Source organism: Burkholderia paludis (genome assembly GCF_000732615.1).
GTDB lineage: Bacteria > Pseudomonadota > Gammaproteobacteria > Burkholderiales > Burkholderiaceae > Burkholderia > Burkholderia paludis.
Map to the genome: position 1 here is coordinate 180,145 of NZ_JPGL01000005.1, position 20,882 is coordinate 201,026.

Below are 20,882 nucleotides of genomic sequence, written 5' to 3' on the forward strand. Positions count from 1 at the left end.
CCGGCCGCCTGGGCGCTCAAGCGCTCAAGGCTGTCTGCATGCTGGCGAGCTGCGCGCGGACCGAGGTATCAAGCACTTCGTCGCCGACCGTCACGCGCACGCCGCCGATCAGCGACGAATCGACATCGACCGTCGGTTTCAGCTTGCGCTTGAACTTGCGTTCGAGGCCCGAGACGAGACTGTCGAGATCCGCGCCGTTCAGCGGGAACGCGCTCACGATCTCGGCGTCGGCTGCGCCTTCACGTTCGTTCTTGAGCGCCTCGAACTGCTCGGCAATTTCCGGCAGCAGCGCGATGCGATGATTGTCGACCAGCATCTGCACGAAGTTCTGTGCTTCGGCACCGGCCCCGAGCGGCGACTTCACCGCAGCAAGCAGCAGCTCGGCCACTTGCGTGCGCGTCACCTTCGGGCTCGACGCGACCGACAGCACTTCCGGCAGACGCGCAACCTGGGCCAGCTCTTGCACGAGCGTGGACCAGGCGGCGATGTCACCGCCCTCGGCCACGCGGAACAGCGCTTCTGCGTAAGGGCGGGCGATGGTTGCAAGTTCGGCCATGATCAGAGCTCGGCTTTCAGTTGATTCAGCAGTTGGGCGTGGGCCGTTTGATCGACTTCGCGCTTCAGGATCTGCTCGGCGCCCTTAACCGCCAGCGTGGCAACTTCACCGCGCAGCGTCTCACGCGCCTTCACGATTTGCTGATCCGCGTCCGCCTTCGCCTGAGCGATGATGCGGGCGGCTTCGGCATGGGCTTGAGCCTTGATTTCTTCGGCAACGGCCTGCGCGCGCTTTTCAGCGTCGGCAATGCGTTGTTGACCGTCGTTACGGGCCTGCGCGAGTTCCTGATCGACGCGCTTGTGCGCCGCTGCGAGTTCCGCCTGACCCTTTTCCGCGGCCGAGAGGCCATCGGCAATTTTCTTCGAGCGCTCGTCGAGGGCGTTGATCAACGGGGGCCACACGAACTTCATCGTGAACCACGCGAGGATCAGGAACACGACCATTTGCGCAAACAGGGTTGCGTTAAGATTCACGGTGTTTCCTTATCTGCTATTCCGGAAATTGAAACGAGGAGGAGCGCGTCGAATGTGAATTCGATTGGCGCTCGTCATCCGTTCCACCCTGCGCCGGCGATCGCTGGCGCAAACCTTCCGAGGAACCTTAGCCTGCGAGCTTCGACAGGAGCGGGTTCGCGAATGCAAACAGCATTGCCACGCCGACACCGATCAGGAACGCCGCATCGATCAGACCAGCCAGCAGGAACATCTTCGTTTGCAGCGGGTTGATCAGCTCGGGCTGACGCGCGCATGCTTCGATGTACTTGCCACCCATCAGACCAATACCGATACAGGCGCCGATCGCACCGAGGCCGATGATGATACCGATACCGATAGCGGTCAGACCTTGGATGTTGGCGATGAAAGCTTGCATGATCACTCCTTTGTGAAAAGACTTGGAACTGGAATTAAAAGAAAAACTAAAAACAAACCTGCTTGATTGTCCGGCTGCTTAGTGCGATTCGTGAGCCTGGCCGAGATACACCAGCGTCAGCATCATGAAAATGAACGCTTGCAGCAAAACAATCAGGATGTGAAAGATCGCCCAGATGCTGCCCGCGAGGATGTGGCCGATGAAGCCCAGCACCGATGCGTCCGCACCGAAACCCCACATGCTGCCGAGCAACGCGATCAGCAGGAACAGCAGTTCGCCTGCATACATGTTGCCGAACAGCCGCATACCGAGCGACACGGTCTTGGCGACATATTCAACGATGTTCAGACCCAGGTTCGGGATCCACAGCAGCGGATGCGCACCGAACGGAGCCGACACGAGTTCATGCACGAAGCCGCCCGCGCCCTTGATCTTGATGCTGTAGTAGATCATCAGCACGAAGACGCCAAGCGCGATGCCGAGCGTGCCGTTCAGGTCGGCCGTCGGGACGATGCGATGATGCGGGATGACTTCCGACAGGCCCAGCAAACCGATCACGCGGCCCGGCAGGTCGACGGGGAGAAAGTCGAGGGAGTTCATCAACGCGACCCAAACGAACACGGTCAGCGCGAGCGGAGCAATGAAGGTACGATTGCCGTGAACGACCGCTTTCGACTGGTCTTCCACCATCTCGACGATCATTTCGATCATGCACTGGAAGCGCCCCGGCACGCCCGGCGTAGCCTTGCGGGCAGCCATGTACAGGATGAGGATCGTAGCGAGACCGCAGACGATCGACCAGAACAGCGTGTCGAGATTCCAGACGTGAATATCGAAAATCGACGTCTGATGCGCGGTGGAGAAATTCTGCAAGTGGTGCGCAATGTACTCGGACGGATCCAGAGCACGCGAGCCTTCGCTGGTTGCCATATCGTTAGTGCCACCCAAATTGTCGAAAATCGGTCTATCCGCTTCGCCGCAACAATTTATTGCGGGAACGCGCCGGCGCATGTTCTTGTCGAACTGCGCAGGGTCTCACAGCCTATCGCCAGGCCAACGCAATCCAGTACGTTTTCAGCACGAGCAAGTACGTAATGAGCAACGGCACCCAGTGCACGCCGGGGTACCACACGGCAATCGCCACGAACAGCGCGATCGTCGCACCCATCTTGAGTACTTCGCCGACCACCCAACCCATCACGGTGTCGGCACCGCCTCGCCTCAAACGCGCCGCAAACAATGCGCTCGGCACCCAGCCAATCGCTCCGCCCAGAAATGCAGATTGCGCAGCGACGCCCGGCGGCTTCGAGGAAAACAGCCACCACGCCAGCGTTACAACCAAGGACAAGACCACTTGCGCGATCACCACCCGGTAGGGCGTGACCCGCGAGGGTCGGCTTACATCCGGCCCGAACAGCGTTTCCGCTTCGGCCCGCGTAAGCGGAACGATTGTTGTGTCGTCTTGCTGCTCGGCATCCCAATCGTCGGCAGCTACGTGCCGCGTCTCGACAACCGGTGCGGTATTGCGGCGTGCGCTGTGCTTGTCGTGCCCATTGTTCGGCTCCTCCTGACCCGCCATCGCAACCTTCCGCAAAATCCCAATCCGCCCCAATCTTTCCGAAAGCTTTCGGGGATGCCTAGCTAACAAATCCGGGCGATTGTAAGCGATAGTTGCAGGTGATTCAAGGCTTTAGACGCGACAAAAATCTGCGTAAAACGTCGCCTCATCATGTGAAACCGCGCGATTCGACGACGTACGATGACAGTTGTAAGGTCGCTTTTTTGCACCGGTATTTCCGGCCCGAAAAAGGTCCGGCGATGGCGGAACGGCACGGAAACGCCGCCCGGGGCGGGCATCTGCCGGGCGGCCCGGGCGCCGCCGCACATTCGCGGCGAAGCGGCTGGCGGTTCAGGCGCCGCGCGAAACGCCGGAACCCGCGAAAGATCACGGCTGGACGGCCGCGCCGGAAGCGCGAAATCCAGCCCGACGCCGGCGCATCGAATCCGCCAGTCAGTTGTCATGCCACCACAGTCGACACACTGTGAATGGCCGCACTTATCCACAGCCCGCAACCACCGCAAACGCTGTGCCCTCTTCGCACCACCCGAGCGGCACACCTGTGCCGATCGCATCCACCTCGCTCAGCCGTGGACGAGCAGCCACGCGCCCAATGCCGCGCTCGCAAGCGCGAACGGAATCGAGACGACGTGGAACGGCAGCCACATGCGCGGCTCCTTCGCGAGACGCACCGCGATCAGGTTCGCGAGCGAGCCGATCGCGAAACCGAAGCCGCCGACCGATACGCCGAACGCGAGTGCGCGCCAGTCGCGCGTGAACTCCGACAGCAGGATCGCGGCCGGCACGTTGCTGATCCCCTGCGACAGCACCGCACCGGCCGCGAATACGCGCAGCGGCGAATCGAGTTGCGCATGCGCAATCGCGTCGTGCACGACCGGCAACGCAGCCGCGCTGCGCAGCACGACGAACATCAGTACGAAAATCAGCAGCAGCAGCCAGTCGATCTTCAGGACTGCGTCACGTTTGACGACGAGCAGCACGATCGCAACGGCAGCCAGCCCCGGCAGTGGATGATGCACATCGGCGAGCAGCACGAATGCCGCGAACAGCACCGCCGCGATCAGCGCGTGCATGCGTTGTACGGGAATGGCGGCGACGTCGCCGGACAGGTCGAGCGGCTTCGCGCGAAAGGCGCACGCCGTCAGCACGAGCAGCAGCGCCATCAGCGCGAGCGCGAGCGGCCCGAGCGTCGTCACGAAGCGGCCGAACGACACGTCGCTCAATTGCCACAGGAACAGATTCTGGGGATTGCCGAGCGGCGTCGCGACGGACCCCGCGTTGACGGCCAGCGCGACGACGATCACGAGCCGCCGGAACGGCAGCGGCGTCAGCGCACGCAGCGACACCATCAGCGGCACGACGACGAACAGCGCGACATCGTTGGTGAGCCACATCGACAGCACCGCGGCGAACAGAACGAGCAGCATCGCGAGCCCGCGTTCGGAATGCACGTGATGCACGATGCGATGTGCGAGCCACATCAGGCAGCCGGACAGCTCGAGCGCCTTGGTCAGCATCAGCAGGCCCGCGAGCGTCGCGACCGTCTGCCAGTCGACGCGGCCGGCCAGTGCGGAAAATGGTTGCGGACGCACCCATTGCAGCAGGATCAGGCCCAGCGCGAGCACCGACAGCACGGGCTCCTTCGTCAGCCATCCGAGCCACCGGCGCGGCGCCGGTGCGCCCGTCTCGTCCATCGGCCGCCCGTTACTCTTCGGCCGCGACGTTACCGCGCAACCGCGCGAGAATGCCCTCGAGTGCATCGAGGTTGCCGAAGTCGATCAGGACCTGCCCGCGCCCACGGCGGCCGAGCTTGATCTTCACCGTCGACGCGAGCAGGTCCGACAACTCCTCCTCGAGACGGCGCGTATCGCGGCCGCCGTCGTCCTTCGCACGCGCCTTCACCGCCGGCGCTTCCTTCGTCGTATGTGCGACGAGCTTCTCGGTTTCGCGCACCGACATGCGCTTGTTGACGACCTGATGAGCCAGCGTGATCTGCGTCGCCGCATCGACGGCGAGCAGCGCGCGCGCGTGCCCCATGTCGAGATCCCCAGCCAGCAGCATCGTCTGCACCGGCGTCGCCAGGTTCAGCAGGCGCAGCAGGTTCGACACCGCGCTGCGCGAACGGCCGACCGATTCGGCCGCCTGCTCGTGCGTGAAACCGAACTCGTCGAGCAGGCGCTGGATGCCGTGCGCCTCTTCAAGCGGGTTCAGATCCTCGCGCTGGATGTTCTCGATCAGCGCCATCGCCGCGGCGGCCTGATCGGACACATCCTTCACCAGCACCGGCACTTCGTCGAGGCCGGCCAGGCGCGCCGCACGGAAACGGCGCTCACCCGCGATGATTTCGTATTTGTCTGACGAAATGGGCCGCACCAGGATCGGCTGCATCACGCCCTGCGCGCGAATGCTCGCGGCGAGCTCCTGCAGGCTGCCTTCGTCCATCCGCGTCCGCGGCTGATACTTGCCGGCCTGCAGCTTGCCAAGCGCCAGCGTGTTCGGCGCCCCTTCGATCTTCACCGCCTCGGTGATATCGGCACTGCCGCCGAGCAGCGCTTCGAGGCCACGTCCCAAGCCCTTCTTCTTTGGTACCGCGCTCATGTCTTTCTTCCTCGCTTCGCTCATATCCGGATCACGACACCTCGAACGTGCGAACGCGCTCGATCATCTCGGCGCCGAACTGCAGGTACGCTTGCGCACCGCGCGAGCTGCGGTCGAACACGACGCCCGGCAGCCCGTAACTCGGCGCTTCCGCCAGGCGCACATTGCGCGGAATCACCGCGTCGAACACCTTGTCGCCGAAGTGCGCTTTCAGTTGATCGGAGACTTGCTGCTGCAGCGTGATGCGCGGATCGAACATCACGCGCAGCAAGCCGATGATCTTCAGGTCGCGGTTCATGTTCGCGTGAACCTGCTTGATCGTATTGACGAGATCCGACAATCCTTCCAGCGCGAAGTACTCGCACTGCATCGGAATCACGACGCCATGTGCCGCACACAGCCCGTTCAGCGTCAGCAGCGACAGCGTCGGCGGGCAATCGATCAGCACGAAGTCGTAGTCGTCGCCAACGTGCTCAAGCGCGGCCTTCAGCCGGCGCTCGCGATTGTCGATGTTGATCAGTTCGATCTCGGCACCGGACAGTTCGCGGTTCGCCGGAAGCACGTCATAGGTGACGCCTTCCGGGCGCACGCGCGCCTCGGTCACCGACACGCCGTCAACCAGCACCTCGTACACGGTCGCTTCGCAGGCCGCCTTGTCGATCCCGCTGCCCATCGTCGCGTTGCCCTGCGGGTCGAGGTCGATCAGCAGGACACGTTGCTCATGCGCTGCAAGGCTTGCGGCGAGATTGACCGATGTCGTCGTCTTGCCGACGCCCCCCTTCTGGTTCGCAACGCAGAAGATCTTTGCCATCGTTGGTGTGTTCCTTTACCTTCAAACAAACAGCACGCTCTCGCGCGCCTTCAATTCGCTTCGTCGACGGCCACTTCGATCAGATGCCGTTCGGCATCGAGCATCGGCACCGACAGCCGCATCGTCTGCGTGACGCGGCTGCCTTCCGGCAACCGTGCAATCTCGTCGTCCGGATGGACGCCCTTCATCGCCCAGATCGATCCACCCGGTGCGACCAGATGTCGAGCAAGTTTAACGAAGTCGGATAGATCCGCGAAAGCGCGCGACACAATCATGTCGAATTTTTCCGGCACTTCGACACCCGGCTGAAGCGATTCAACCCGCCCGGTCACCACCGACAGGTTCGCGAGCTTCAGCTCCGCGCGCATCTGGGTCTGGAAAGCAGACTTCTTCTGCACGATATCGTTCAGCGTGACCTGCCAGCCCGGCTCAACAATCGCGAGCACGATACCAGGCAATCCGCCGCCCGAGCCGACATCGAGCACGCGGGCCGACGCGCGGCCGCGCAGATGCGGGACGATGGCAAGCGAATCGAGGATGTGCTGGATCAGCATCTGCTTCGGGTCGCGGATCGCTGTCAGGTTGTAGACCGCGTTCCACTTGCCGAGCAGCGCAACGTAGTCGAGTAGCTGGTTGCGCTGGATATCCGTCAGCGCGAGGTCGAGCGCCGTCGTGCCTTCGACGAGCATCTGTTCCAGTACGTCCCGATTAACCGCCGGCGCGCGACGCGCCGTCATTGTTGCGTCGGGACAGCGTCGTCCCCCTGCTCCGTTGCCGCTCCGGCAGTGCCATTGCGACGGCCCAGGCCGCGGCGCTTCAGGTGCACCATCAGCAGCGAGATTGCCGCCGGCGTAACCCCCGAGATGCGCGATGCCTGCCCGATCGTTTCCGGGCGGAACTCGTTCAGCTTCTGGCTCACCTCGAAAGACAGGCCGCGAACTTCACGGTAATCGATACCGTCCGGCAGGCGCGTGTTCTCGTTCGCATCGTTGCGTTCGATTTCCGATGCCTGCCGCTCGATATAGCCCTGATACTTGATGCCGATCTCGACCTGCTCCTTGATCTGCTCGAGCAACACCGGATCGTCGGCCAGCGGCTCCGCGGGGCCGCACTCGCCGCCCTTCAGGCCGCACACGCCGTCGTAGCCGATACCCGGCCGGCGCAGCAGCTCGGCAAGGCTGTATTCGTGGTCGATCGCCTTGCCGAGCAGCGCGGTCGCCTCTTCCGGCGGCAACGTCTTCGGCGTTACCCAGGTCGACTTCAAGCGTTCGGTTTCACGTGAAACAGCGTCGCGCTTGCGACTGAATGCGTCCCAGCGCACATCGTCGACGAGCCCCAATTCGCGGCCGATCTCGGTGAGGCGCATGTCGGCGTTGTCTTCACGCAGGCTCAGGCGGTACTCGGCACGACTCGTGAACATCCGGTACGGCTCGGCGACGCCGCGCGTCACAAGATCGTCGACCAGCACGCCGAGGTAGGCCTGGTCACGGCGCGGGCACCATGCGTCCTTCTCCTGCACATAGCGGCCCGCGTTCAGGCCAGCCAGCAGGCCTTGCGCAGCCGCTTCTTCGTAGCCGGTCGTGCCGTTGATCTGGCCCGCAAAGAACAGGCCGTTGATCGCCTTCGTCTCGAGCGACGCCTTCAGCGCGCGCGGGTCGAAGTAGTCGTACTCGATCGCATAACCGGGGCGCAGGATATGCGCGTTCTCGAGGCCGCGCATCGAATGCACGAGCTCGAGCTGGACGTCGAACGGCAGGCTCGTCGAGATCCCGTTCGGGTAGAACTCGTTGGTCGTCAGCCCTTCCGGCTCGAGGAAGATCTGGTGTGACTCCTTCGATGCGAACCGGTGAATCTTGTCCTCGATCGACGGGCAATAGCGCGGCCCGACACCTTCGATCACGCCGGTATACATGGGCGAACGGTCGAGGCCGCCGCGAATGATGTCGTGCGTGCGCTCGTTCGTGTGCGTGACCCAGCACGGCAATTGCTGCGGATGCTGCTCCGCACGCCCCAGGAACGAGAAAACGGGGATCGGATCGAGGTCGCCCGGCTGCTCGTCCAGCTTCGAGAAGTCGATCGAGCGGCCGTCGATACGCGGCGGCGTACCGGTTTTCAGGCGGCCCTGCGGCAGCTTCAGCTCCTTCAGGCGCGACGACAGCGACACGGCTGCCGGATCGCCCGCGCGGCCGCCCGTGTAGTTGTTCAGGCCGACGTGGATCTTGCCGTCGAGGAACGTGCCGGCGGTCAGCACCACCGCACGTGCGCGGAAACGGATGCCGATCTGCGTGACGGCGCCCACTACCCGATCGCCTTCGACCATCAGGTCGTCGACGGCCTGCTGGAACAGCCACAGGTTCGGCTGGTTCTCGAGCCGGTGGCGAATCGCGGCCTTGTACAGGATACGGTCGGCCTGTGCACGCGTCGCGCGCACGGCCGGACCCTTCGACGAATTGAGGATCCGGAACTGGATACCGCTCTCGTCCGTCGCGGCCGCCATTGCGCCGCCCAGTGCGTCGACTTCCTTGACCAGATGGCCCTTGCCAATGCCGCCGATCGACGGATTGCAGCTCATCTGCCCAAGCGTTTCGATGTTGTGGGTCAGCAGCAGTGTCTTCGCGCCCATTCGGGCAGACGCCAGCGCGGCTTCCGTGCCGGCATGGCCGCCACCGACGACGATGACGTCAAATTCTGTGGGAAAAAGCATGGTGGATTCCGTACGCAGGGCTGCGCACGAACCTATCAGAGAAATGTATGGGCCGAATTATAGCGGGTTCGCTTTTCACCCGAATGCCGTCCGAATGGTAGGGTCTGTGTATTTCGTCGTTTTTTCGACGATGGACGGCCAAACCGGCGGCGCCACGCCGGTCACAGGCCATGCGTCCCGTCCGCCCGGCGCGCGCAGCGTCGCATCTGTGCAAAGAACCGCTCGCCGGGATCGCCCCCGATGAAACCCGACAGATCGACGCCTGTGATCGGCACCACAGGCTGGACACGGCACGCTGTGCGCCCAACCCGCACATGCACTTCCCCACAGAATTTCCAACTGCTCGCCCAATACTTATCCCCTGGCGACGCCGCTGCACATCAATGATCTGTGGAACACGCCGTCGCCCGCTACTGCCGAACCACACTCAAGACCACACGCTCCACTGTGGATATCCTTGCCCGTCAACGCCGCACAGTACTTCCGACTGTCCGCCCTGCACTTATCCCCACGAATGCAGGCCGTCAGCGCATCCCGCCTCCAAACAAAAACGGCGTGTTTCACGTGAAACACGCCGTCCGTTTCTCGCCGTCCACGCCGTCGATCAAGCCGTCTTCTTCGCCAACCCGAGATACGTCTCGATCACGCGCGGATTCTGCGCAAGCTCGGCAGCCACGCCTTCCAGTGCAAACTCGCCCGTCTCCAGCACGTAACCGTAGTCGGAGATTTGCAGCGCGGCCCGCGCGTTTTGCTCGATCAACAATGTCGCCACGCCCGTCCCGCGCAGTGCGCTGATGATATGAAAGATCTCCTTCACGATCAGCGGCGCCAGCCCGAGGCTCGGCTCGTCGAGCATCAACAGGTCGGGCTTGCCCATCAGCGCGCGGCCAACCGCGAGCATCTGCCGCTCGCCGCCGGATAGCGTGCCGGCCGCCTGCTTGCGCCGCTCCTTGAGCCGCGGAAACAGTGCGAACACGTGATCGAGCTGGTCGAGGAAGTTCGCTTCCCCGGCCTGCTTGCGCCGATACGCGCCCAGCACGAGGTTGTCCTCAACCGTCATCGTGCCGAACAGCTCGCGCTTTTCCGGCACGAGACACATCCCGCGCGCAACGCGCTGCTCGATCGGCAACGCACTGACGTCGTGGCCGCGATACACGACCGCGCCCGATGCGTGCCCGTTGACCGGCAAGGCTCCCATGATCGCGTTCAGCAGCGTCGACTTGCCCGCCCCGTTCGGCCCGATCACGCTGACGATCTGCCCCGCGCCTACCCGGATCGCCGCGCCGTGCAGCGCCTCCACCTTTCCGTATCGGACCGCCAGGCCGCGCACTTCGAGAATCGGCATCGTCGTGTCCGTCATCATTCCACTCCGCCCAGATACGCTTCGAGCACGGCCGGGTCCTGCTGCACGTCCTGCGGCAGCCCTTCCGCGATCCGCGTGCCGAATTCCATGACCACCAGCCGGTCGGTCAGATTCATCACGAAATCCATGTCATGTTCCACGAGCAACACGCTCATGCCTTCCGCCTTCAGCCGCCGCAACAAGTCGGCGAGTTGCTGCTTCTCCTGGTAACGCAACCCGGCCGCCGGTTCGTCGAGCAGCAGCAGCGTCGGATCGCAGCACAACGCGCGCGCGATTTCGAGAATCCGCTGCTGGCCGAGCGCAAGGCTGCCCGCCTCGTCGTACATGTGCTTTTCGAGCCCGACGCGCCGGATCTGGCGTGCGGCTTCGGCCAGCAACTGCGCTTCCTCATGCGCATTGAGCCGCGCAATGCTCCGCCAGACGCCAGTGTGGCCACGCAAATGCGCGCCGATCGCGACGTTCTCGAGCACCGTCATCGCCGGCAACAGCTTCACGTGCTGGAATGTCCTGCCGATGCCGCGGCGGACGATCTGGCGCGATGTCAGCCCGTCGATGCGCTCGCCGCGGAACGTGATCGTGCCGCCGGTCGGTTTCAGCACCCCTGTCACGAGGTTGAACGTGGTCGACTTGCCCGCGCCGTTGGGGCCGATCAGCCCGATGATCTGCCCTGCTTTCACGTCGAAGCTGACATCGTTGACGGCCACGAGCCCGCCGAACTGCTTGCGTGCGTTGTCGACGACGAGCAGCGCTTCGCCGGCCACAGGCTTCGCGCGCTGCGGCAGCGGATCGGCATGCTCGGGCACGTGCGCACGCGGCCCGCGCGGGAACAGCCGTGCGACGAACGGCCAGACGCCCTGGCGCGCGTACTGCAGAAGCAGCACCATCAGCACGCCGAACACGATGATCTCGAAGTTGCCTTCCGAGCCGAGCAGCTTCGGCAGCAGCGTCTGCAGGTAGTCCTGCAGCACGGTCAGGATCGCCGCGCCGAGCACCGCGCCCCACACGTGCGACACGCCGCCGACCACGGCCATGAACAGGAATTCGATCCCGTGATTCAGCCCGAACGGCGTCGGGTTCACCGCGCGCTGCAGATGGGCATACAGGAAGCCCGACACGGCTGCGAGTACGGCCGCATAGACGAAGATCACGACGCGCATCCACGCGGTGTTCACCCCCATCGCCTCTGCCATCACGCCGCCGCCGCGCAGCGCGCGGATCGCGCGGCCCGGCCGGCTGTTCAGCAGGTTCTGCACCGACACGATCGCGGCCAGCACGACGGCCCAGATCACGAAGTACAGGCTGCGGCCGCTTTCTAGCTCGAGACCGAACAGGTTCAGCGCCGGGATCCCGTTGATCCCGTCGTACTTGCCGAGCAGCTCGAGGTTGCCGAACAGGTAGAACAGCGCGAGGCCCCAGGCGATCGTGCCGAGCGGCAGGAAGTGCCCGGACAGCCGCATCGTGACCGCGCCGAGCACGAGCGCGACGAGCGCCGTCAGCACGACGCCGACGATCAGCGCGAGCCACGGCGACACGCCGTACCGTGTCGTCAGGAACGCGGTCGCATACGCGCCGATACCGACGAACGCAGCCTGCCCGAAGCTCGTCATCCCGCCGACGCCCGTCAGCAGCACGAGCCCGATCGCGACGATCGCATAGAGGCCGATATAGTTGAGCAGCGTGATCCAGTACTCGGGCACCTGCAGCGCGCCGGGCAGCACCGGCAGCGCGAACAGCACCACGAGAAACACCCAGAAGGTCTTGTTGCGTACCATCGTCTTCATCGTGTCACTCCTCTTCCTCTTCCGCATGAGGCGTCGCGAAGCTCCGCCACAGCAGCACCGGAATGATCAGCGTGAACACGATCACCTCCTTGTAGGCGCTCGCCCAGAACGACGAGTACGATTCGAGCACGCCGACGAGCAGCGAGCCGGCGGCCGCGAGCGGATAACTGACGAGGCCGCCGATGATCGCGCCGACGAAGCCCTTCAGGCCGATCAGGAAGCCCGAGTCGTAGTAGATCGTCGTGAGCGGGCCGACGAGGATCCCGGACAGCACGCCGAGCCCCGCCGCGAACGTGAACGCGAGCCGCCCGGCCTCGGTCGTGCCGATGCCGACGAGCCGCGCGCCGAGCCGGTTCACCGACGTCGCGCGCAGCGCCTTGCCGGCGATCGTGCGGCCGAAGTACAGGTAGAGCGCACCGATCAGCACGAGCGCCGTGACGACGACCAGAATGCTCTGCACCGACACGGTCATGCTGCCGATCGCGACCGACGCATCCGAGAAGCCGTTGGTGCGCGAGCCCTCCGCGCCGAACATCACGAGCCCGAGGCCGACCATCGCGAAATGAACGGCGACCGACACGATCAGCAGCAGCAGCGTCGTGCCTTCGGCGATCGGCTGGTAGACGAGCCGGTAGACGAACGGCCCCATCGGCACGACGATCGCGAGCGTCAACGCGATCTGCGCGAGCATCGGCATCGGCTGGGCGGCAACGCTGCGCGTGATCGCGAATACCGCGAGCGGCAGCAGGATGTAGCGGCTGCCGAGCGTCGCAAGCGTGCGGCCGAGCTGATGGCGGCGTTCGCGATGCCGAATCAGCCCGCCGACTTCGAGCAGGAAGCACGCGATGCCCATCACGAACAGCAGCCAGCAGGTGGAGGGAAACTTCTGCGCCTGCAACGCCGCCAGCGTCAGCGCACCGTAGGCGACGAATTCGCCCTGGGGAATGAAGATCACCCGCGTGACGGAAAACACCAGTACGAGCGCCAGCGACAGCAATGCATAAATGGCGCCGGTCGTGATGCCGTCTTGCGCGAGGATCGCCGCAATCGAGAGATCCATACGTTTCGTGTATCGAAAATGCTGCGGAGCAACGGAGACGGAAACGGCCGGGGAACACGGACGGCAAGAGCGGCGCCTTGCAGGCGCCCCGCTGCCGGCCCCGGCGGTTCCACGCGGCACCGGCGCGGCCCGTCGGCCCGCGCCCTGCCGACGGCACGCACGGCGCCGTTGCGCCGCGCATGCCGGTTTCACGTGAGACTTACTCGGCCTGCAACTTCCACTTGCCGTCGACGATCTGCACCATCACGCGCGCACGCGTGTCGAAGCCGTTGTGATCGGTCGTCGTCGTGTTGATCACGCCGTGCGACACCGGCAGGTCCTTCACGCTCTCGAGCGACGCGCGCAGCGCTTCGCGGAATGCCTCGGTGCCCGGCTGGCCCTTCTTCAAGGCGTCCGGAATCGCACGCTGCAGCAGCAGCCCCGCATCCCATGCATGGCCGCCGAACGTCGACAGCGAACCTGCGCCGTACGCCTTCTCGTATGCGGCCTTGTACCCGAGCGCCGGCTTCTTCACCGGATTCGAATCGGGCAGCTGATCGGTCACGAGCACCGGGCCCGCCGGCAGGATCTCGCCTTCGCAATCCTTGCCGCACACGCGCAGGAAGTCGTTGTTCGCGACGCCGTGCGTCTGGTACACCTTGCCCTTGTAGCCGCGCTCCTTCAGCGTCTTGGCCGGCAGCGCCGCCGGCGTGCCGGAGCCGGCGATCAGCACCGCATCGGGATTCGAGCCCATCAGCTTCAGCACCTGCCCCATCACCGACGCGTCGGTCCGGTTGAAGCGCTCGTTCGACACGAGCTTCAGGCCGTTCTTCGCGGCCGCCGCGCTGAACGTGTTGTACCAGCTGTCGCCGTATGCGTCGGCGAAGCCGATGAAGCCGACCGTCTTCACGCCGTGCTTCGCCATGTAACCGGCGATCGCATCGGCCATCAGCTGGTCGTTCTGCGGCACCTTGAACATCCACGCGCGCTTCGCGTCCATCGGCGCGATGATCTGCGCGCTCGCCGCGAGCGAGATCGTCGGCGTCTTGCCCTGCGATACGGGGTCGAGCATCGCGAGCGAGTTCGGCGTGACGGACGAACCGATGATCGCGTCGACGTGATCCTCGTCGATCAGCTTGCGCACGTTCTGCACCGCGCGGCTCGTGTCGGATGCGTCGTCGAGCACGATGTACTGCACGCTCTTGCCCGCGATCTCCTTCGGCAGCAGCGCGATCGTGTTCTTCTCCGGAATCCCGAGCGACGCGGCCGGCCCGGTGGCCGACAGCGTCACGCCGATCTTCACCTGCGCCGACGCCGTCGCCGCCGCGCACGCGAGGCCCACGGCAAGCACGGCCTCCATCCATCGATTCATTTTCATTTACGTTGTCTCCAAACGCTGCCCGAAAAGCCAGGGGTCGCCCGGGCGGCGCCCTGCTCCCCAAACAAGTTAATAATTTAACTATCTCGACTTGCCACGCCTACGCTCGTTTTCCCGTGACACGCGGCATCCGTGACGGGGCCGGGCCGGCACCCCGCACGCGCGCACGATCGGCCCGCCGAAACGGTCGTTCGACCGCCACGATGTGCAGCGGCGGTGTCGTCAGGATGAAGGAAGCGAAGAAACGCGGGAGCGCGCGAGCAATCGATGCGCGCACAACGATGATCGGCATGTCCGCCGATCCGGCCGGGCGCGACCCGAACCGCAAGCGGAACAGGATCGGCTGGCCGGTGGCTCATGCGACCGCACATCCGGCCGCGATTGCCGATACGGGTGCGGACGCAACGACCGGCAAGGACGCCCGGGCGCGCATACGGGCCGCAGGACGGCCCGGGAAAGCCGCGGGGACCACGGGCCCAGCCCACGACGAACGAGCGGCGCCAGCCGCCCTTCCTGCCCTGATCCATCGCCCTGCGCGTCTCATCCAACCGTACTCCCTCTTCTGCATTCTGCTTCTAGGAGAACTACCGCCCGATTTTCCCGACCGCCCGGTCGGCGAAAGCCAAGTGTAACGGAGGCGTTTCGGGCCCGCCAACCGGGTAAGCCCGAACGGCCGGCGCACGCGTGCACGCCGTTGCGGGCGGATATGACAAGGGGAAAACAGGAGGTGCGACGATGCGCGGAAATGGCGAGGCAAAAGCGCGGTGCGAACGCAGGCGCGGAACACGGAAACGGCGCAGGTCGATGCACCACGGGTGAAAATCCGTGCACAAAAATGAAAAAGCGCTGTTGGATTCCGTCCAACAGCGCTTTGGGGTCCGGGCACTTTGTGCCTCGATTGTCTCCTCGTTCTCCACCTGCAAATTCGTTTCGCGGTGCATCAGAACTGGGACGAAGATTAAAGGACCTTTCAAATCGCGACAACTTAGCATTTACCCCTATGGTGCATCGCCGCACGAAAATGGGGCGCCAGCCAGCCGCGCGGCGCCGTGTCGAGCCGGTTGCGACACCCTTCCGGAGCACGCCGGATGGTGCTTCGCATCAACGCGCGGCGGCCTGTGCGGCACGCACTCAGGAGGCCCTGAGCGGCTTGATCCGCGCGACCATTTCGCCGACGATGCCGCGCCGGAACGCGAGCACGCACGCGATGAAGATCAGCCCCGTGACGATCGTCGCCGATTCGCCCAGCGAGTGGAACCACGCGATGCCCGTCGTCGACGCGAGCCATTCGCCGATGTCGCCGAGCCGGTCTTCCAGCGCGACGATCAGCGCCGCGCCCAGCAGCGGCCCGAACAGCGTCCCCATCCCGCCGACGAGCGTCATCAGCACGACGAGGCCCGACATCGTCCAGTACGCGTCCGAGAGCGTCTCGAAGCCCAGCACGAGCACCTTCAGCGAGCCGGCCAGCCCCGCGAGCCCGGCCGACAGGATGAACGCGAGCAGCTTGAAGCGGTCGGTGTCGTAGCCGAGCGAGATCGCGCGCGCCTCGTTCTCCTTGATCGCGACGAGCACCTGGCCGAACGGCGAATGCACGACCCGCACGATGAACGCGCACGCGGCGACGACGACCGCCAGCACCACGTAGTACAGCGCGACGTCGTCCGACAGGTCGAGCAGCCCGAACAGATGGCCGCGCGGCACGCCCTGCAGGCCGTCCTCGCCGTGCGTGAACGGCGCCTGCAGGTAGATGAAGTAGACCATCTGCGCGAACGCGAGCGTGATCATCGCGAAGTAGATGCCCTGCCGGCGGATCGCGAACAGCCCGACCACGAGCCCGAGCAGCGTCGCCGCGACGGTGCCCGCCAGCACGCCGAGCTCCGGCGTGAAACCGAGCGTCTGCAGCGAATAGCCGGTCGCATAGCCGGCCGTCGCGAGAAACATCGCATGGCCGAACGACAGCAGCCCCGTATAGCCGATCAGCAGGTTGAACGCGGCCGCGAACAGCGCGAACGCGAGCACCTTCATCACGAACACCGGATACGCGCCGATGAACGGCGCGGCGAGCAGCGCGGCGAGCAGCACGCCGTAGAGCACTTTTCTCTGCATCATTTTTCCTTGCCGAAGAGGCCCGCCGGGCGGAACAGCAGCACGATCGCCATGATCACGAACACGACGGTGGCCGACGCTTCGGGATAGAACACCCGCGTGAAGCCCTCGATCACGCCGAGCAGCAAGCCCGTGACGATCGAGCCGAGGATCGAGCCCATCCCGCCGATCACGACCACCGCGAACACGGTGATGATCATCGGCTGGCCCATCAGCGGCGACACCTGGATCACCGGCGCGGCCAGCACGCCCGCGAACGCGGCGAGCGCGACGCCGAAGCCGTAGGTGAGCGTGATCATCATCGGTACGTTCACGCCGAACGCCTCGACGAGCTTCGGGTTCTCGGTGCCGGCGCGCAGGTACGCGCCCAGGCGCGTCTTTTCGATCACGAACCACGTCGCGAGGCATACCGCGAGCGACGCCACCACCACCCATGCGCGGTAGTTCGGCAGGAACATGAAGCCGAGATTGGTCGCGCCGGAAAGCTGCGACGGCACGTCGTACGGCTGGCCGGACGAGCCGTAGATCGACCGGAACACGCCTTCGACGACCAGCGTGAGGCCGAACGTCAGCAGCAGCCCGTACAGGTGATCGAGCTTGTACAGCCAGCGCAGCATCGAGCGCTCGATCACGATCCCGAACGCGCCGACGACCAGCGGCGCCAGCACGAGCATCGCCCAGTAAGGCAGCCCGAAATACGACAGCCCCATCCACGCGAGCATCGCACCCAGCATGAACAGCGCGCCGTGCGCGAAGTTGATCACGTTGAGCAGCCCGAAGATCACCGCGAGCCCGAGGCTCAGGATCGCGTAGAACGAGCCGTTGACGAGCCCGAGCAGCAACTGGCTCAGCATCGCCGGCAACGGAATGCCAAAGATTTCCATCGACTTAGCCGTCAGAATGAGTTTCGTTGCGCATGCAACCTTATGGCATTGCGTACGCGGGCGGCGCAGCGGGCGCTTCGCTGCCGCCTGACGGCGCGCCGCTCGCGCGCCGCCAAACCGCGCTTACTTCCACAGCGCGCAGCGCGATTCCTGCTTGGTCGCGAACGCCTGCTCCCCCGGAATCGTCGCGAGCACCTTGTAGTAGTCCCACGGCTCCTTCGATTCCGACGGCTTCTTCACTTCCATCAGGTACATGTCGTGGATCATGCTGCCGTCCGTGCGGATGTAGCCCTTCGCGTAGAAGTCGTTGATGCGGATCTTCTTCAGCTCGGCCATCACCTTGTCGGAGTCGGTCGTGCCGGCGGCCTGCACCGCCTTCAGGTAGGTCGTCACCGACGAGTAATCGGCCGCCTGCAGGCTCGACGGCATCTTCTTCATCTTGCCGAAGTAGCGCTGCGCCCACTGGCGCGACGCCGCATCGCGGTTCCAGTACCAGCTGTCGGTCAGCACGAGGCCCTGCGTCGTCTCGAGGCCGAGGCTGTGCACGTCGTCGATGAACATCAGCAGCGCGGCGAGCTTCATCGTCTTCGTGATGCCGAACTCCTTCGCGGCCTTGATCGAGTTGATCGTATCGCCGCCGGCGTTCGCGAGGCCCAGGATCTGCGCCTTCGACGACTGCGCCTGCAACAGGAACGACGAGAAATCCGACGCGGACAACGGGTGGCGCACCGTGCCGAGCACCTGGCCGCCGTTCGCCTTCACGACATCCGACGTGTTCTTCTCGAGCGCCTTGCCGAACGCGTAGTCGGCGGTCAGGAAGAACCACGTCTTGCCGCCCTGCTTCACCACCGCCGAACCGGTGCCCTTCGCGAGCGCCATCGTGTCGTACGCGTAATGCACGGTGTACGGCGTGCACTGCTCGTTGGTCAGTGTGTCGGCGCCCGCGCCGATGTTGATGTAGACCTTCTTCTTCTCGGCCGCGACCTGGTTCATCGACAGCGCGGTGGCCGAGTTGGTGCCGCCGACCAGCAGGTCGAGCCCGCCGCGATCCATCCATTCACGCGCCTTCGACGCCGCGATGTCGGCCTTGTTCTGGTGATCGGCATAGACGACCTCGATCGGCTTGCCGAGCACCTTGCCGCCGAAGTCGGCAACCGCCATGCGGATCGCCTCGAGGCCGCCCTGCCCGTCGATGTCCGCGTAAAGCCCCGACATGTCGGTGATGAAACCGATCTTCACGGTATCCGCGGCCTGCGCGGCGCCGGCGGCAAACGCGGCGGTCGCGAGCGCGAGACAGGCGTGCGCGAGGGTCTTCATTTTCATTGACGTCTCCTGTTGTTCTGATGCGTTGTGGTTATTCGAGGGCCGCCACGGCTAGCGGCAAGGGATACGGAGCGGCGTCACACCCCGAGCAGGTCGTGCAGCGTCGGCATCTTCCCTTCCAGTTCGGATGCCTGGAAATGCTCGACGATGCTGCCGTGCTCCATCACGTAGAAGCGGTCGGCGAGCGGCGCGGCGAAGCGGAAATTCTGTTCGACCATCACGATCGTGTAGCCGCGCGCCTTCAGCGCGACGATCATCCGCGCGAGCGCCTGCACGATCACCGGCGCGAGGCCTTCGGAGATCTCGTCGAGCAGCAGCAGGTTCGCGCCGGTGCGCAGGATCCGCGCGACCGCGAGCATCTGCTGCTCGCCGCCGGACAGCCGTGTGCCCTGGCTCTGCCGGCGCGACGCGAGGTTCGGGAACATCGCGTAGATCTCGTCGAGCGACATCGCGTGCTCGCGCGGCCCGATCGGCGGCGGCAGCATCAGGTTTTCCTCGCACGACAGGCTCGAGAAGATGCCGCGCTCCTCCGGGCAGTAGCCGACGCCGAAATGCGCGATGCGGTGCGTCGCGAGGCCGATCGTTTCGTTGCCCGCGACCTTGATCGACCCGCTGCGGCGGCCCGTGAGGCCCATGATCGCGCGCAGCGTCGTGGTGCGGCCCGCGCCGTTGCGGCCGAGCAGCGTGACGACCTCGCCGCGATGCACGGTCAGGTCGACGCCGTGCAATATGTGGGATTCTCCGTACCAGGCCTCCAGGCCCGTGATCTCCAGCGCGGGCGTACCGCTTTCGACGCCGCTCAATTCGCGTTCCTCCCGTTCGCTGTGCTTCATGCGTGCGCCCCCGCGAGCGCCGCATCGGCGCTGCCCATGTAGGCCTCGATGACGAGCGGATTCTTCGACACCTCCGCATACGAGCCTTCGGCCAGCACCTCGCCGCGCTGCAGGACGGTGATCGTGTCGGAGATGCCCGCGATCACGTTCATGTTGTGCTCGACCATCAGGATCGTGCGGCCGCTCGCGACCTTCTTGATCAGCGCGGTCACGCGGTCGACGTCCTCGTGGCCCATCCCCTGCGTGGGCTCGTCGAGCAGCATCAGTTCGGGTTCCATCGCGAGCGTGGTCGCGATCTCCAGCGCGCGCTTGCGGCCGTATGCAAGCTCGACGGTCGGCACGTGCGCGAAATCGGTGAGACCGACCTGCGTGAGGAGATCCATCGCGCGATCGTCGAGCCGCTTCAGCGTGCGTTCGCTGCGCCAGAAATGGAATTCGGTGCCGAGTGCGCGCTGCAGGCCGATGCGCACGTTCTGCAGCGCGGTCAGGTGCGGGAACACGGCCGAGATCTGGAACGAACGGATGATGCCGCGCCGCGCGACCTGCGCGGGCCGCTCGTCGGTGATGTCGATGCCGTTGAAGACGATCTGCCCGGCCGTCGGCGTCAGGAACTTGGTGAGGAGGTTGAAGCAGGTCGTCTTGCCCGCGCCGTTGGGCCCGATCAGCGCATGGATCGCACCGCGACGCACCCGCAGGTTCACGCCGTTGACGGCCGTGAAGCCCCTGAACTCCTTGGTCAGTCCGCGTGTTTCGAGAATCGTGTCGCCGAGAATCATGTTCCCTTCCGTACGAAGTCAGGCGAAGCACCGGGAAGATTCGCGCAAGCGGCCGCGAAACAGGTCAGCGGATGAGCGGGCTGCCCCGGGGCGCCGTGTCACGCCTCGAGGGTGGTCTCCCGCGCCGACGCGTATGCACGCTGCGCCACATTGTCTCGCCGTTGGTGCAGTGCAATCATCGGGATTTGCACTTATAGGGCTGTCCGCCATGCCGCATGCGGCTGTGCACGATTTTTCGCCCTGTCTTTCGACGCGTGCGTCATCGCCCTTCGCCCCTTCAC

Annotated in this window: 20 protein-coding genes; 1 reads left to right on the plus strand and 19 read right to left on the minus strand. The window is 64.8% G+C overall.

Annotated features, from left to right (window positions below; translation table 11 throughout):
* Window positions 1-16: 16 nt before the first annotated feature.
* The 14 genes from GQ56_RS0102210 to GQ56_RS0102275 form a co-directional block, all read right to left on the minus strand.
* Complete coding sequence (locus tag GQ56_RS0102210) at window positions 17-556, minus strand: F0F1 ATP synthase subunit delta (protein ID WP_031397082.1); 540 nt, start codon at window positions 554-556, stop codon at window positions 17-19.
* Window positions 557-558: 2 nt separating this feature from the next.
* The gene (locus GQ56_RS0102215) at window positions 559-1,029 is read right to left on the minus strand and encodes a F0F1 ATP synthase subunit B (RefSeq protein WP_031397083.1); all 471 of its coding nucleotides are present in this window, start codon (window positions 1,027-1,029) and stop codon (window positions 559-561) included.
* Between the two features lie 127 nt (window positions 1,030-1,156).
* Window positions 1,157-1,426 carry a F0F1 ATP synthase subunit C gene (gene atpE, locus GQ56_RS0102220; RefSeq protein ID WP_025990054.1) on the minus strand — a complete coding sequence of 90 codons (270 nt, stop codon included), beginning with the start codon at window positions 1,424-1,426 and terminating at the stop codon, window positions 1,157-1,159.
* A gap of 78 nt (window positions 1,427-1,504) precedes the next feature.
* Window positions 1,505-2,356, minus strand: coding sequence for a F0F1 ATP synthase subunit A (gene atpB, locus GQ56_RS0102225; RefSeq protein ID WP_031397084.1), 852 nt, complete (start codon window positions 2,354-2,356; stop codon window positions 1,505-1,507).
* Between the two features lie 112 nt (window positions 2,357-2,468).
* Window positions 2,469-3,005, minus strand: a complete 537-nt coding sequence (locus GQ56_RS0102230) for an ATP synthase subunit I (protein WP_031397085.1) — start codon at window positions 3,003-3,005, stop codon at window positions 2,469-2,471.
* Window positions 3,006-3,568: 563 nt separating this feature from the next.
* The gene (locus GQ56_RS0102235; protein WP_031397086.1) at window positions 3,569-4,699 is read right to left on the minus strand and encodes an SLC13 family permease; all 1,131 of its coding nucleotides are present in this window, start codon (window positions 4,697-4,699) and stop codon (window positions 3,569-3,571) included.
* Window positions 4,700-4,709: 10 nt separating this feature from the next.
* Complete coding sequence (locus GQ56_RS0102240; RefSeq protein ID WP_031397087.1) at window positions 4,710-5,603, minus strand: ParB/RepB/Spo0J family partition protein; 894 nt, start codon at window positions 5,601-5,603, stop codon at window positions 4,710-4,712.
* Between the two features lie 31 nt (window positions 5,604-5,634).
* Window positions 5,635-6,414: a ParA family protein gene (locus GQ56_RS0102245; protein ID WP_031397088.1), complete on the minus strand. Its 780-nt coding sequence runs from the start codon at window positions 6,412-6,414 to the stop codon at window positions 5,635-5,637.
* Window positions 6,415-6,464: 50 nt separating this feature from the next.
* Window positions 6,465-7,151, minus strand: coding sequence for a 16S rRNA (guanine(527)-N(7))-methyltransferase RsmG (rsmG, locus tag GQ56_RS0102250; protein WP_031397089.1), 687 nt, complete (start codon window positions 7,149-7,151; stop codon window positions 6,465-6,467).
* Window positions 7,148-9,118, minus strand: coding sequence for a tRNA uridine-5-carboxymethylaminomethyl(34) synthesis enzyme MnmG (mnmG, locus tag GQ56_RS0102255; protein WP_031397090.1), 1,971 nt, complete (start codon window positions 9,116-9,118; stop codon window positions 7,148-7,150). The genes rsmG and mnmG overlap by 4 nt, the downstream gene beginning before the upstream one ends.
* 604 nt (window positions 9,119-9,722) lie before the next feature.
* On the minus strand, window positions 9,723-10,478 hold the full coding sequence (locus GQ56_RS0102260; protein WP_031397091.1) for an ABC transporter ATP-binding protein: 756 nt from the start codon (window positions 10,476-10,478) through the stop codon (window positions 9,723-9,725).
* Window positions 10,478-12,262 (minus strand): branched-chain amino acid ABC transporter ATP-binding protein/permease, encoded by a 1,785-nt coding sequence (locus GQ56_RS0102265; RefSeq protein ID WP_052001035.1) that lies wholly within the window; start codon window positions 12,260-12,262, stop codon window positions 10,478-10,480. The genes GQ56_RS0102260 and GQ56_RS0102265 overlap by 1 nt, the downstream gene beginning before the upstream one ends.
* Window positions 12,263-12,266: 4 nt before the next feature.
* Window positions 12,267-13,322, minus strand: coding sequence for a branched-chain amino acid ABC transporter permease (locus tag GQ56_RS0102270; RefSeq protein WP_031397093.1), 1,056 nt, complete (start codon window positions 13,320-13,322; stop codon window positions 12,267-12,269).
* A 199-nt stretch (window positions 13,323-13,521) separates the two neighbouring features.
* The gene (locus GQ56_RS0102275) at window positions 13,522-14,679 is read right to left on the minus strand and encodes an ABC transporter substrate-binding protein (RefSeq protein WP_031397094.1); all 1,158 of its coding nucleotides are present in this window, start codon (window positions 14,677-14,679) and stop codon (window positions 13,522-13,524) included.
* 227 nt (window positions 14,680-14,906) lie between these two features.
* On the opposite strand from GQ56_RS0102275, the gene GQ56_RS45830 reads away from it, so the two are divergent.
* A complete protein-coding gene (locus GQ56_RS45830) occupies window positions 14,907-15,311 on the plus strand; it encodes a hypothetical protein (protein ID WP_152601609.1) in 405 nt (134 codons plus the stop codon).
* A 499-nt stretch (window positions 15,312-15,810) separates the two neighbouring features.
* Here the strand turns inward: GQ56_RS45830 and GQ56_RS0102280 are convergent, their stop codons facing one another.
* The 5 genes from GQ56_RS0102280 to GQ56_RS0102300 form a co-directional block, all read right to left on the minus strand.
* Window positions 15,811-16,785, minus strand: a complete 975-nt coding sequence (locus GQ56_RS0102280; protein ID WP_031397095.1) for a branched-chain amino acid ABC transporter permease — start codon at window positions 16,783-16,785, stop codon at window positions 15,811-15,813.
* Window positions 16,785-17,669 (minus strand): branched-chain amino acid ABC transporter permease, encoded by an 885-nt coding sequence (locus GQ56_RS0102285; RefSeq protein WP_031397096.1) that lies wholly within the window; start codon window positions 17,667-17,669, stop codon window positions 16,785-16,787. Before GQ56_RS0102285 ends, GQ56_RS0102280 begins: the two co-directional genes overlap by 1 nt.
* A 123-nt stretch (window positions 17,670-17,792) precedes the next feature.
* Window positions 17,793-18,992, minus strand: coding sequence for an ABC transporter substrate-binding protein (locus tag GQ56_RS0102290; protein WP_031397097.1), 1,200 nt, complete (start codon window positions 18,990-18,992; stop codon window positions 17,793-17,795).
* A 77-nt stretch (window positions 18,993-19,069) separates the two neighbouring features.
* A complete protein-coding gene (locus GQ56_RS0102295; RefSeq protein WP_031397098.1) occupies window positions 19,070-19,825 on the minus strand; it encodes an ABC transporter ATP-binding protein in 756 nt (251 codons plus the stop codon).
* Window positions 19,822-20,601, minus strand: a complete 780-nt coding sequence (locus tag GQ56_RS0102300) for an ABC transporter ATP-binding protein (protein ID WP_006477266.1) — start codon at window positions 20,599-20,601, stop codon at window positions 19,822-19,824. The genes GQ56_RS0102295 and GQ56_RS0102300 overlap by 4 nt, the downstream gene beginning before the upstream one ends.
* Window positions 20,602-20,882 lie beyond the last annotated feature (281 nt).